This window comes from Flavobacterium pasteuri, assembly GCF_048286615.1.
GTDB lineage: Bacteria > Bacteroidota > Bacteroidia > Flavobacteriales > Flavobacteriaceae > Flavobacterium.
In genome coordinates, this window is sequence record NZ_JBLVPN010000003.1 from 15,710 (window position 1) to 29,659 (window position 13,950).

Genomic DNA, 13,950 nt, shown 5'->3' on the forward strand with positions numbered 1-13,950 from the left:
TAAAACTACATTAAAGTTACACCGGTTCCATTTAAGTCAGAATAGTTTATTTTTCCAAAATCTATGGTTATACCAGTTGCAATGTCTTCTGCCAAAAGTAATGCGCCGTCCATATCTACATAATCCAGTTGCGGCAATAAATGTGCAATCGCAGAAATCCCTACAGTTGATTCGGTCATGCAACCCACCATCGTTTTTAGACCTAATTTCTTGGCTTCCTGAATCATTCGTCTTCCGGGAGTTAATCCGCCACATTTTACTAGTTTGACATTCACACCATGAAAATGGTTGTGACATTTGGCGACATCTCCTTCAATGATACAACTTTCGTCTGCTATTATTGGTAAAACAGAATGTTTGAAAACTTCCTTGTGTCCTTCCCAATTATCTGCTTTCATGGGTTGTTCCAAAAATTCTACTCCTAGTTTTTTTAGTTCAACGGCATTATTTATGGTTTCTTCTACGCCCCAACCACAATTGGCATCAATTCGAAAAATGGCATTCGTATGTTTCCGAAGTTCAGTAACAATGGCAATATCTTCTTTGGTTCCCAATTTTATTTTATAAATCGGCCAAGGAAGTTCCTTCATTTTTGCAACCATTTTTTCAATGGATGCAATTCCAATTGTATAATCAGTCAATGGATTTTTATCGATAGTATAATTCCACAATTCGTACAATTTCTTTCCTTTTTTGCGTGCGTATAAATCATTGTATGCCATATCCAAAGCGCACAATGCAAACATATCATCTTTTAAATAAGGATGGATTTTTGCCCAAAATGCTGAAGGTGTTTCATCTGTAGTGTTTTCGATTATGCTTCTAATTTTTTCTAAATCCTGTATCATCACTGGAACTGTTGTTTTGTAATACGGATTAGAAGTTGCTTCGCCAAAACCTGAAAAGCCATCAAGCTGCAACTCTACAATCAAAGAAGGTTGAAAGTCGATCGATTCTCTCGAAATTGTGAATGTATGTTTTAATTTGAGGTTGTATTCTCTTAATATTAGTTTCATTTGAATCTGATTTTGCACTTAAAATTAATACGTTTCTTTAAACGGGAAATTTAATAACCAAGCCATAACACTGCTTTTACAAAATTATCACGCCAGAGTTTTTCATTGTGTTGTCCGCCTTTTACAATTTTTTTTTCATTCAAATTAAGACAATAACATCGATTTGAATTTAATAAATATTCCATTTTATTCAAATCCGAAACCATGTCATCACTTTCATGATCTCCACATAGGAAATAGATTTTAGATTTTATCTTTTTGGATTTTTCAGTCAAATCATAAATGTCTTTACTGTACCAAAACGAAGGAGAAAACACACCCGCTTTTCCAAATATTTCAGGGTATTTTAAAATGGCATAATAAGAAGTAAGTCCACCGAGGGAACTTCCCATGATTATAGTGTTTTTCTTTTTAGCTTTTGTTCGATACGTTTTGTCGATTTGTGGTTTTAATGTTTTTACGATAAATTCTAAATAACTGTCTGCTTTTCCACCACCATATTTCTCATTTTTGAAAGGCGTTAATTCATCGATTCGTTTATCATTTCCATGTTCGATTCCTACTACAATAACAGGCGCTTTTAGGCTGTCCAGTTTTTCATCCACATTCCATTCTCCTGAATAGGAAGTTTTAGCGTCGAACAAATTTTGCGCATCATGCATGTAAATTACGGAGAATTTCTTTTTTGAAGTTAAATAATTATCGGGTAGATACACCCAAATTTTCTTTACTGTTTGCAGTTGTATTGCTTCAATATTAAAAGTGGAAACTTGTTTTGACGCAGTATTTTGATTTGACTGTTTAGAGTCCTGAGCAGCAATCTTTGCTATTGCAAAAAAGAAGAGTAGGAGCAGGAACTTTAGTCGATTCATTATTAGTTTTTGTGTTTTGATTTAAAAACAATATTTTAGCTAAAAATAATAATTTGATGAATACATTCGAAGAAAAGAGGAGTTTACTTTTAGAGATGATTGCTTTTTCCACTGTTGATGGACATTTGCATAAGAGAGAATATGATTTTTTAGCCATTATTGCTAAGGAATTGAGTTTTGAAACAGCTGTTTTTAAAGATTTATTTCATCAAGAATTACCACAATTACCTATTAAAAGCGAGTTTTTACGCATTCAACAATTTTACAGATTGGCTTTGTTGATGTATTGTGATGGGATTTTACATGAAAAAGAAATGACAACGATTCAGCAAATTGCGATTGATATGGGACTAAATCCTTTAGCTACAAAACGAATTCTTAAGTTGATGAATGAAGCGCCCAATGCTATCATTGATGGCAAGATTTTATTGAATGTTTTTCAGGAACAACACAATTAAGATAATTGCCCTTGCAAAGCTTTTATTTCATCTCGTAATTTTGCAGCTTGCATAAAATCTAATTCTTTTGCCGCTTTTTCCATATTTTTTCGTTTTTCTCGAATGCGTTTCTCAATATCGGGTTTTGATAAATATTCAGTAACAGGTTCGGCTGCAGTTGATAGCGTATTCCCTAATTCATAATCTACTAAAGGATTTTTGGTAAAGGCGCTTTCGATTTTTTTATTCAAAGCTTGGGGAACCAAATTGTGCGTAGTATTGTAGTTAATTTGTTTGGTTCTACGATAATTGGTTTCGTCAATAGTTTTTTGCATACTTGCCGTAATTTTATCCGCATACATAATTGCTTTACCGTTAAGGTTTCTCGCTGCACGACCGATTGTTTGCGTAAGCGAACGGTGGCTTCGTAAAAAACCTTCCTTGTCTGCATCTAAAATTGCTACTAAAGAAACTTCGGGTAAATCTAAACCTTCACGAAGTAAATTCACACCAATTAACACATCAAAAATTCCTTTTCGTAAATCTTGCATGATTTCTATTCGTTCCAAAGTATCTACTTCGGAGTGAATATAACGACATCGAATATTGACTTTGGTTAAATACTTGGCCAGTTCTTCTGCCATTCTTTTGGTTAAAGTTGTCACCAAAACACGTTCGTCAATTTCGGCTCGAACCTGAATTTCTTCAATTAAATCATCAATTTGATTTAAGCTTGGTCGAATTTCAATGATTGGATCCAATAATCCTGTCGGGCGAATCACTTGTTCCACAACAACTCCTTCGGTTTTTTGTAATTCATAATCAGCGGGTGTTGCTGAAACATAAATAACTTGATTTTGCATGGCTTCAAACTCTTCAAACTTCAAAGGGCGATTGTCCATTGCTGCTGGAAGTCTAAAACCATATTCCACTAAATTTTCTTTTCGGCTTCTGTCTCCGCCATACATAGCGCTAACTTGGGAAAGTGTCACGTGACTTTCATCGACTACCATTAAGTAATCTTTCGGGAAATAATCGAGCAAGCAGAAAGGCCTTGTTCCAGCTAAACGCCCATCTAGATAACGGGAATAATTTTCAATACCGGAGCAATAACCAAGTTCACGAATCATTTCTAAATCAAAATTGGTTCGTTCTTCTAATCGTTTTGCTTCTAAATGTTTTCCAATTTCTTTGAAATAATCGACTTGTTTCACTAAATCCTGTTGTATTTCCCAAATGGCATTTTGCAAAACATCCGGAGAAGTCACAAACATATTAGCAGGATAAATCGTTAATCTGTCAAATTTTTCGATGACCTGAGAATTCTTTGTGTCGAAACTTTCTATTTCCTCGATTTCATCACCAAAGAAATGAACTCTATACGCTTCATCTGCATAACTAGGATAAACATCTACTGTATCACCTTTTATTCTGAAACTTCCGGGGTTAAAATCGGCTTCAGTTCTGGAATATAAACTTTGGACCAGTTGATGCAATAATTTGGTTCGGGAAATGATTTGCCCTTTTTCAATCGGAATCAAGTTTTTCTGAAATTCTATCGGATTTCCAATACCGTACAAACAGGAAACTGATGCGACAACCAAAATATCTCTTCGTCCAGAAAGCAATGAAGCAGTGGTTGACATACGCATTTTTTCCAATTCTTCATTGATAGATAAATCCTTTTCAATGAAAACACCTGTTACGGGCATAAACGCTTCAGGCTGGTAATAATCGTAGTATGAAACGAAATATTCCACAGCATTATTTGGAAAAAATTGTTTGAATTCTGAATATAGTTGAGCTGCCAAAGTTTTATTGTGTGCCAAAACTAATGTTGGTCTTTGTACTTCCTGAATCACATTAGCCACTGTGAATGTTTTTCCAGATCCGGTAACTCCTAAAAGTGTTTGGAATTTATCACCATCAATAATCCCTTGGACTAATTTGTCAATCGCTTGCGGTTGGTCGCCTTTTGGCTGGTAATCTGATACTACTTGGAAATTCATTTAATTAAGGGGCAAAGTTTTAGAACTGTAAAGGTACAAAGTTTGAATTCTTTTTTGTTAAAGTTTAAGCCAAAAAAAGGCCATCAACTTTTTTGTTGATGGCCTTCCTATCATAAAAATGTTTTTCTAGAAACTGAAGTTTAATCTGGCAAAAACAAAACGACCGTTTTGACCAAATTGGGAGACGTTTCTTGAATATGTGAATTGATTTGCATTTGATAAGTCAATTGTTGCAGGAGCAGCTTTATAATCAATAGCTCCTGATACTAATCTTGGTCTGATTGCAGTTTGTGTACCAAGATTTGCATCTGGATAAATATCAAAAATATTATTAGCTCCAATAACAATTTTGGCAGCACTAGTAATTTTGAAACCAACAGATAAATCAGATATGATTTTTGCTCCCCAAATTGGATGCTCAATTTCTACTGCTTGACCGTTTACGATAACACCTTCAACTCTTCCATCTCCATTTACGTCAGCAGTATTTGGATCAGTAACTTTACCAAAATAAACATTTCTCAAGAAGAAATCGAATTTTTTGTAGGTAATAGAATTGGTTAAATTAGCTTTAACTCTAGGAATTGCTTCTTGTAAGTACACTCTACTTGCTTCAGAATAGTATCTGTTTATCTGACCTGCAGCTTCTAATACTGGAGAAGCTTTAATTTCTCCTACTCGGTAAGTATTGGAAAAAGTTCCTGATAAATCAGTTTTTAAAGAAATGTTATTTCCAAAATTTGTTTTATGACTAATCACAACATCAATTCCTTTTGATTCTGTATTAATTGCATTTGCAAAGAATGTCGCTGCAGTTGCACCAGCTGTATCAAATAATCCATTCAAAATTGCATTTGGAGTTCCTGCCGCAGGATTTCCACCTGGTCTAGAAAACTGATCAGTAAGAACCACTCTGTCATCTATTTGTACAACGTAAGCATCAGCTGTCAAGGTTAAATTTGCTTCTGGTATTTTAGCAGTAAAACCAATGCTGGCACTTTGAGATTCTTCTTGTTTTAATTTAGGAATTCCTAATAATTGTGCCGCTTGTGAATCATTACTGAAAGTTCCTACCTCAAATGGTACACCACCTACGAATTGTGTAGCGGTTGAATTGAAATAGATTTGGTGTAATGATGGCGCTCTAAATCCAGTTGAAACTGCACCACGTAAATTGATGTTTTCTGTTAGTTTATAGCGAGTTGCTAACTTGAAATTAGTTGTGTTTCCAAAATCAGAGTAGTTTTCAAAACGGACTGCTCCGTTTACTAACCATTTATCAGTAACGTCTAATTCTAAATCAGTATAAAGAGCCACACTGTTACGGTCTTTATCAATTGCATTTGCTGGTCTGAAACCCGGGAATACTTGAGATCCTCCTGGTCTAGCTGCTCCAAAAAAGTCAGTAACCCTTACATTTGCAGCTGTAGTTCCTGTTACAACTCCTCCATTAATATCATATTGATTGTAAGAATCAGGCTCGCCTGCATTTATTTGGTAGTTTTCATGACGGTACTCTGCACCGAAAGCCACGTTTAATCCTTTAAGAACATCAAATTTTCTGTTCATATCAAAGTTTGTTGTGTTTTGGGCGAAAGCCAAACCACCGGCGTCAAATTCAGTAGGAGAATTTTCTCTTAAAGAAGCATTGACTGTGTTTTCAACTCCATAATTAAAAGCATTTTTTCCAAAAGTATTACTTAAATCAAAATTCCAGTTTTCAAATATCATACCTCTTAAACCAGCTGCCACAGATACATCGTTGATTGTAGAATGTATCTCCGGTAAAAATCCGTTTGGATATAATCCGGTGTATGATCTAGCTTGATTTGGTCTTCTATAAAAACCAGCAGCTTCTCCTTCTCTGAAACTTGTTCCTCCAAAGGCATAGGCTTCTAATTTATCATTGATTGGATAAGCAGCATTTAAAAAGAATTGGGCACTTTGTAAAGAAGATTGTCCCACTCTCATGTTGAAATTTTTTCTTTCAAGACCTCTGTAAGCTAATTCGCCTGCTGTAGCATCAAAATTTAATGCTGTTTGCATTTGAGAAATTGTAGTGGCACCAAGTATTGCAGTTTGCTGTATACCTGTGAAATAAGACACACCGGGAGCATACTGTTTTATTGTAGTAAGGATTTGAGCTGTATTTGGAGTATTTGTTATGTTTCCAAACAAAGCATTAATATTAGTTCCAGCTTCTGCAGCTCTTTGTTCAACGGCATTATAACCATTGAATAAAGTTCCAGTTGCATCTTTTGCTCTGCTTGTAGCATCTCTAAGTTGGAAACTACCAGTTGCATTGATAAAACTTTTTTCTTTACCAAGACTTGTTCCGTAGTTTAAGTCTAATTGGTAGTTACCACCATCAAAACCGCCATCATGATCATTTGCTCCTTTAGAAAGATTTCCTCCTCCAAAAAGGTTAACTTCTAGTTTGTTTGTATTTTTCTTAACATTGATGTTGATAACACCAGCAATGGCATCAGATCCATATTGCGCGGAAGCTCCGTCTCTCAATACTTCGATTTTTTCGATAGCAAAAGCAGGAATTGCATTTAAATCTGTTCCTACAGATCCTCTTCCCGGGGAACCATTAATATTCACTAAAGAAGAAGTATGTCTTCTTTTACCGTTAACCAATACCAATACTTGATCTGGTCCTAAACCTCTTAATTGTGCAGGGTCGATGTGATCCGTTCCATCAGCAACTGTTTGAGTGTTTGATGTAAACGACGGCGCAACCATATTTAAGATTTGGTTTAAGTTTACTTGAGCTCCTTGTGAAGCAATCTCTTTCATAGAAATCACATCAATAGGGACTGCAGATTCTGTTACAGTTCGTGTAGGATTACGAGAGCCTATCACGACAACATCTTGTAGTGTTTCTCCACTTCCTGTTAAAGTAACATTTACTATTGTACCTGTTACAGTTACCGATTTAGTTTCAAGTCCCACATAAGAAAACTGTAAAACATCTCCAATTTCGGCACTGATGGTATAACTTCCATCGATATCTGTTGTTGTTCCTTTTGTAGTTCCTTTTACAAGAATTGTTACACCGGGTAAAGATTCCCCTTTTTCATCAACTACACGGCCTTTAATGATTTCAGCCATTGCGTTTTGGTTTAAAGTCGAGAAAAATTCTCCATTAATTCCTGTTTTAGCAATTCCTTCTTTTTGTAAAATAATTTGATTGCTTACTTCAGTGTAATTAATTTTTAGTGGTTTTAAAATGCGAGTCAATACACTTGATAATGCTTCATTATTAGCATATACACTCACTTTTTGATTTAATTGTGACATTCTCGAATTATACGAAAATTTGACATGTGCCAATTTCTCAAGTTTCGTCAACGCAGTATCTAAGTTCAAATCGGTCACGGTAATAGTTACCTTAGTATCCAGCTTTTTTTGACCTCTGATATTGTTCGCTAATGTCACACTTGAAAAGACAAGGGCTAAAACAAATTGAAATAAGGTTATTTTCATAATTCGAATTAGTAGTCGTTGTTTAAGGACGGTTTTTTTCATAGTTTTGGTCTGTTTTTATTAATATTCGTTAGTTAGGGTATTTGTAGAACACTGCAATTACTCTTTACAGAGAGTGAATTGATTTTATTCAAGGCGTCGGGAATGTTACAGCATTTTCGGCGCTTTTTTATTATATGATTTAATTCATAGGCGAGTTACGGTTAGTTGCACCCATCTGATATAATTATAATTTGGTTTCCATTCATTTCATAACTTGTATTGTTTCCAAGGCTTTTGCAAATAATTTTTAATTTTTCTGGTAACGGCTGATCGCTTAAAGACGTAGTGAGATAGCAATCTTTTAATTTTGTTTGAGGAAAATCAATTTTTACTAAATACGCTTGTTCAATAGTTTTAAAAATTTGTGCAACAGGAATATCAGTAAATTCAAATCCTAATTGCTCTATATTGCTGGTGGAACTACTCAATGATTCATCCTGTGTGATATCAGTAATTTTATTGAAACTTAAGTTTTTTCGAACGAATCGTAAAGCTTGATTGGGTAATAAAACAATCAATTCGTCTTCTGTATTTGAGATTAATTCATTAGATCTTACTTTTACTTTTCCAGTTCGAACAACAACTTCTACATTTGGTTGATTAGCGTATGCTTTTATTTTAAAACTGGTTCCAACTACTTTAGTAACTATTTCATTTGCAAATACAAAAAACGGTTTTTTAGGGTCTTTACTGATTTCGAAAAAGCCTTCACCGGAGAGGTACACTTTTCTTTCATTGCCAATAAATATTTTTGGATAACTTAATTTACTATTGGGTTGTAATAAAACAGAACTACCATCGGATAGGGTTATAATTTGTGGTTTGTCTGAATTATTAGTTTGCTCAACCAGACCTTCCTCATTTTCATTGATCAATTCACTATAACTTAACGCGGTGTTTTCAGAACTAGTACTTTGATTGTACAACCATCCAGATAAAAGACTTAAAACCAAAACAGCTGCAACTCCGTTAAACCATTTTTTTCTTAAAAGTTTAAGAACTGGTTTTTCGGTATCTTTTTTATTTTCTTCTGTTCTTTCAATTTTTTCCCAAGTAGCTTCCAAAGCGCGTTGAACATCTTCTGTAGCTAAATTATCAGCGGGGACTTTTATTGCTAACAACCATAATCTAGCTTCTTCAACCAATTTAGCACGAAAAGAATTTTCTAAAGTCCATTCTTCCCAATGTTGTTGGTCGTCTTTGAAACACACCCATAATCGGAATGATTCATCAGCTAAAAAGTGTTCTATCTCAGTATAATTATTACGGTGTTGCATCAAAAAAAGGGGTTACAATTGTATAGAGGACAATTTTTTTAATTGATACTCACTAAATGGTATATTTTTTTGAATTTATTTTTGAAAGACTAAAATGCAAATAAAAACAGCATTAAAATACCACTGATATTTCCTTTCCAATCTTTTCGTAAGCTTAACAAAGCGCGGTGCAAAAGATTGTTTGCTGATTGATAATTAATATCCAATGTATCGGCGATTTGGTCTACGGTAAGTTCTTGGGTGTAGCGAAGGTATAAAGCTTCTTTTTGTCGAGAAGGCAAATCATTAATCAGATGATTGAGATGTGACACTTTATTAGCTGTGGTTTCATCCGAGATAAGTTCGTGTTCAATTGAAAAATCAAATAAAAATTCAACCGTACCTATTGAGCTACTCAGCCTAAAAATACGATCCCGTTCTTGTGTTCTGTTAATTCTCTTACGAACAGAAGCTAATAGGTAGGCTTTTACAACCACTTTATCACTTAATTTGTCTCTGTAAATCCAAATATCTGTAAAAACGTCTTGCACGCAATCTTGCACTTTTTCCGGAAAAGGAAGAAAGGAGCTTCCATAACGGACTAAATGGGAATAATGTCTTTTAAAAAGTATTGAAAAAGCATTTTCATTCCCTTCTTTCAGACTGTTCCAAAGTTTGGAATCATCAAGTATTTCGGTATGTAGGAGTTGCTTTTCTACCATTTAGTTTGAATTAAATCACTTATTTTAAACACCAAAAATAATCTGAAAAAAGAATAGTTAATTTGGTTTAAATAATGCGATTTTAAGTTGCCTTTTTAACGCATCGTAAAAAGAAATTTCTTTATAATTTTTTAAAGATTTATTTACCAAATTTACGTAAAATTATGTTAAAATTAATTTTTGTTCTTAAAAACAGGAAGAAATACAACTATTCCTAAATAGTTGTATGTTTTTCTCGGTAAAATAAATTTATGGAACTTTAATTATTGATTTAATAATGGAAGGTTTTTGAGGGCTTTATTTTAAATGTATAACAGGAAAAATTATAGGTATAGACTAATTTCCCAACTATAAACAATGATTGGAGGGATTGAATATTTAAACGGAAAAGGATTTTTTATTCGAACTTCCAGTTTTTTTGTTGTGCTGCACTCAGGAAAGTCCAAGCTACAATTCGGCTTGTTTTTTGGCCTTGAGCCATATCAATCGTTTTAATTTCGACAGCACTTACTTTGTTTAATGTTTTGTAAAGACTGGAAAGATTCTCTTTTTTGGACACTAAAGTTGTGAACCATAAACACTGCATAGGATATTTAGCACTTTCGTAAATCATTTGGGTAACAAAACCTAATTCGCCTCCTTCACACCACAGTTCAGCATTATGACCACCAAAATTTAAAACAGGTTTAGTTACTTTGCTCGCGGCGCTTCGAGATTCTAAATTATTGATTTTTCGAACCGTACTTTTTGTGGCTTCATCTTGTGAGGCATGAAAAGGAGGATTGCAAATAGTAAACGTAAATTTGTCTTCAGGAGTGATTATATTTTTAAAAATAAAACGCGATTCCGTTTGTTGCTGTAAACTGATGGCATCAATCAATTTTGGATTTTCTTCAATGATGGCGCTGCAATTTTTAATTGCTTGTAAATCGATATCAGTTCCTACAAAACTCCATCCGTAAGCTGAATTACCAATTATTGGATAAATACAATTGGCACCGACACCAATATCTAAACCTTGAACAGTTTCTCCTTCAGGAATGATTCCGTTATTACCTGAGGCTAATAAATCTGCTATATAATGAATGTAATCTGCTCTTCCGGGAATGGGCGGACAAAGATAATTTTTAGGAATATCCCAGTTTTGAATGTCATAATGCAATAATAATAACGCCTTGTTGAGTGACTTTACGGCATCAGGATTACTAAAATCAATAGTCTCAATATTATGCTCGTTGATAGAAACAAAATGTTGCAGTTCAGGGGATTTTTCTATTAATTGCTCAAAATTATATCCAAATCTATCTAGATTTCTGGGATGTAAATTAGTCTTTTCGGTAATCGTTTTCGCTTTCATTTTCTTTATTTCGATGCAAATATAGTCATAACTATTTTGTAAAAGCACTAACGTTACTTAGAGCCATTAAACAGATGGGAAATAAATCATAAAATTAGAATATTGCCGTTTTTTAGAACCATAAAAACGGTTACTTTTATAAAAAATACAAGTAGTATGACTTTTATACCTGCCTCATTTCATTTTAAAAAGAAATACATAGTTTACAGTTTACTATTTTTGTATATCGTAATGTGTCAGTCTTGTATGACGATGCGATTTTCAAATAAGGAAACGAAAAAATTTTTCGCTGTCTCTAAAACAGAATTTCAGGATAAAACAATAGGTTTTGACGGCTATAAAATTCATTATGTTGAAACGGGTAACGCGCAAAGCCCAACTTTGTTTTTTATTCATGGATCACCTGGAAGTTGGAATGCTTTCAAAGAATATCTTCAGGATACTTTATTGCTCAGAAAATACCGAATGATTGCTATTGACCGACCGGGTTTTGGATTCAGTGATTTTGGGGATGCTCAAAATTTAAGTGTGCAATCGAAAAGAATTTCGGAGTTTATAAAAAAAATCGATAATAAAAAGCCACTAATTTTGGTGGGACATTCCGTTGGTGGACCAGTTGTGGCTAAATTAGCTGTGGATAATCCAACTTGGTACAAACGATTAGTAATTCTGGCTGGATCATTAGACCCGAAAGCTGAAAACCCAGAAAAATGGAGAACGGTTATCAAAGTTTCGCCTTTGCGTTATTTAATTCCGGGAGCATTACGCCCGTCTAATGATGAGTTGTGGTGGCTCAAACAAGATTTGGTGGACTTAGAACCAGAACTGAAAAAGATTACTTGTGATGTTACCATTCTTCATGGAACAAAAGATGCTTTAGTGCCGTACAGTAATGTTGCCTTTATGCAAAAAAAGTTTGTCAATGCTAAATCAATCGATACGATAACGATCAAAAAAGCGAATCATTTTATTCCTTGGAGCCATTATGATATTGTGAGAAATGCTTTGTTGAATATACAATAAATGCTAATCCAGACATTCCATCATTAATAAATCACCTTCGTTATGTTCTATTGTTACGATGCCGTCCTTGATGACATGATTGCTGCTTCCGGTTCTGTAACCAATGGTTAAACTGTCATCTTTCAACGGATAAAATAAATTATTCGAATGAATTCCAGTAACGTGACCGATAGGAATTAATGAAATAGGAGTATTTGCCGTGTACCATTTTTCGAATTTCTTAGGCAATAGAAAAACTTTCGAGTGATCGTCCAAAATGACAATTTTCAATAGATTTCTGTATCTCGTAATGTTCGTAAGATTCGTAATCGTATGATCGGCTCTGCGTCCAGTTGCCCAAACGACATTTACGGCAGGAATTTTTCTTTCGATTAAATAGTCAAAAGCCTTCTCTAAATCGGTTTTGTTTTGATCCGGCGTATGAATGATTTCTATGGGATATTGTGACGTTTTATAAATTTCAGGATCAAATCCTCTATCGAAATCTCCTAAAAGGACGTCGACTTTGATGTCTAATTCCATGACACGCACCATAGCCGAATCTAATACAACAACAAGTGGCGACCATTCCAATAATTGACCCAATAGTTCCGGATTGCAGGAAGCGCCATTGGCAATGATTAAAGCAGGTTCTTGGTCGTCGCGGACGATATGGTGTGAAGACATAATGAAGTATAAATTATAAATTGTGACGTAAAAGTAAATAAAAGTTCTCGTTTTATCCCTCACGTATTAGCCCGGATGGCAATGAAAACCAAAACAGGTTGTAAACTTAAGTTTTCCGGCAGTAGAAGAGCGACCAGAGGAAGCTCCTTATACGGACTGGAAAACTGTTTAGAACCTGTTTTAGTTGTAGTGAACAGCTGGATTAGCTCCTAATCATTCAATAGTGTAATTTCTAACATCGACTTCGCTAAGCGAGAAATAGCCTAACGGATAATTTGCCGCATCAGTGGTATTGATGATGTTTCCTCTTACGGTTGCTGGCGGTGATTGAAACGGTCCGCCACCACTGTTTCCTGCGATACTTACTAAAACACTCATGTAATTGTAGTATGCTTTTGAAATTCCGTAGTGCGTTACCTCAATTTTATCGTCTTTTTTTAACTCGTCATTTTGAGAGATGCTGAAGAATTCGTTTCCATTAAAAAACTCATCCTGGTCTACATAAAAGTTGGATTTTACCTGGTTTGAATACACATATTTATAAAGGTAATAATTGCTTTCTCCCGCCGGATCTTGATAGAACGTCTTAATTTCAATGTCGGTTCCAGTGAAACCACCTTGATTGTTTTGAACAATTTTTGTGATTGGCGTAACGGGTTTCAATGTTTCTGTTGCGGTATAAGTATTGCCTTTACTGATAACTGTAAGTGTATAGGTTTCATTGATTACAGGAATAAAAGTAGCGCAAGTATATTCGCCGGTATTCGCAATTTCCAAAAAAGTAAAAACCACACTAGCGCTATTTTTTATGGAAACAGTTGCGCCAGAAACTTTTGGAATTTCTGTGCTGTAAAATCCGGTTGTAGTGGTTAGTTTTATTCTCTGTTGATTTCCGGTCGTTCCTTTTTTCCAATTGATAGCTGCTTCAATAACTAGTTTTGGAGGTGCATTGTCTAAATCTACTTCGATAACATCTTCACAACTTGTCGAAAATATAGCGATGAAAAGTACCAGATATAGTGTTATTTTTTTCATGATTTTATTTTTTATTCTCTTAA

General features: G+C 34.5%; 12 protein-coding genes. 3 read left to right on the plus strand and 9 right to left on the minus strand.

Going from position 1 to position 13,950, the window contains the following annotated elements; translation table 11 throughout:
• Positions 1 to 5 precede the first annotated feature (5 nt).
• Together ACNQF6_RS05040 and ACNQF6_RS05045 are read right to left on the minus strand one after the other, a co-directional pair.
• Positions 6 to 1,016 (minus strand): dipeptide epimerase, encoded by a 1,011-nt coding sequence (locus ACNQF6_RS05040; RefSeq protein ID WP_417963834.1) that lies wholly within the window; start codon positions 1,014 to 1,016, stop codon positions 6 to 8.
• 50 nt (positions 1,017 to 1,066) lie between these two features.
• Positions 1,067 to 1,888 (minus strand): alpha/beta hydrolase, encoded by an 822-nt coding sequence (locus ACNQF6_RS05045; protein WP_417963836.1) that lies wholly within the window; start codon positions 1,886 to 1,888, stop codon positions 1,067 to 1,069.
• Between the two features lie 56 nt (positions 1,889 to 1,944).
• Here ACNQF6_RS05045 and ACNQF6_RS05050 point away from each other — a divergent pair, with 56 nt between their 5' ends.
• A complete protein-coding gene (locus ACNQF6_RS05050) occupies positions 1,945 to 2,346 on the plus strand; it encodes an excinuclease ABC subunit B (RefSeq protein ID WP_417963838.1) in 402 nt (133 codons plus the stop codon).
• Here the strand turns inward: ACNQF6_RS05050 and uvrB are convergent.
• From uvrB to rlmF, 5 genes are all read right to left on the minus strand, one after another.
• Positions 2,343 to 4,334, minus strand: a complete 1,992-nt coding sequence (gene uvrB / locus ACNQF6_RS05055) for an excinuclease ABC subunit UvrB (RefSeq protein WP_417963840.1) — start codon at positions 4,332 to 4,334, stop codon at positions 2,343 to 2,345. The two genes, ACNQF6_RS05050 and uvrB, sit on opposite strands and share 4 nt — an antisense overlap.
• 126 nt (positions 4,335 to 4,460) lie before the next feature.
• Complete coding sequence (locus ACNQF6_RS05060; protein WP_417964481.1) at positions 4,461 to 7,451, minus strand: TonB-dependent receptor; 2,991 nt, start codon at positions 7,449 to 7,451, stop codon at positions 4,461 to 4,463.
• A 578-nt stretch (positions 7,452 to 8,029) separates the two neighbouring features.
• Complete coding sequence (locus ACNQF6_RS05065; protein WP_417963842.1) at positions 8,030 to 9,145, minus strand: FecR family protein; 1,116 nt, start codon at positions 9,143 to 9,145, stop codon at positions 8,030 to 8,032.
• Between the two features lie 89 nt (positions 9,146 to 9,234).
• Positions 9,235 to 9,846, minus strand: a complete 612-nt coding sequence (locus ACNQF6_RS05070) for an RNA polymerase sigma factor (protein WP_417963844.1) — start codon at positions 9,844 to 9,846, stop codon at positions 9,235 to 9,237.
• 397 nt (positions 9,847 to 10,243) lie between these two features.
• Complete coding sequence (rlmF, locus tag ACNQF6_RS05075) at positions 10,244 to 11,203, minus strand: 23S rRNA (adenine(1618)-N(6))-methyltransferase RlmF (RefSeq protein ID WP_417963846.1); 960 nt, start codon at positions 11,201 to 11,203, stop codon at positions 10,244 to 10,246.
• 156 nt (positions 11,204 to 11,359) lie between these two features.
• On the opposite strand from rlmF, the gene ACNQF6_RS05080 reads away from it, so the two are divergent.
• The gene (locus ACNQF6_RS05080) at positions 11,360 to 12,226 is read left to right on the plus strand and encodes an alpha/beta fold hydrolase (RefSeq protein ID WP_417963848.1); all 867 of its coding nucleotides are present in this window, start codon (positions 11,360 to 11,362) and stop codon (positions 12,224 to 12,226) included.
• A gap of 3 nt (positions 12,227 to 12,229) precedes the next feature.
• Here ACNQF6_RS05080 and ACNQF6_RS05085 read toward each other — a convergent pair whose 3' ends face one another.
• A complete protein-coding gene (locus tag ACNQF6_RS05085) occupies positions 12,230 to 12,892 on the minus strand; it encodes a thiamine diphosphokinase (protein WP_315210120.1) in 663 nt (220 codons plus the stop codon).
• An 81-nt stretch (positions 12,893 to 12,973) separates the two neighbouring features.
• Between ACNQF6_RS05085 and ACNQF6_RS05090 the strand changes: the two genes are divergently transcribed.
• The gene (locus ACNQF6_RS05090) at positions 12,974 to 13,105 is read left to right on the plus strand and encodes a hypothetical protein (RefSeq protein WP_417963850.1); all 132 of its coding nucleotides are present in this window, start codon (positions 12,974 to 12,976) and stop codon (positions 13,103 to 13,105) included.
• On the opposite strand, the gene ACNQF6_RS05095 is transcribed toward ACNQF6_RS05090, so the two are convergent.
• Positions 13,106 to 13,927, minus strand: coding sequence for a DUF4249 domain-containing protein (locus ACNQF6_RS05095; protein ID WP_417963852.1), 822 nt, complete (start codon positions 13,925 to 13,927; stop codon positions 13,106 to 13,108).
• Between the last annotated feature and the right edge of the window lie 23 nt (positions 13,928 to 13,950).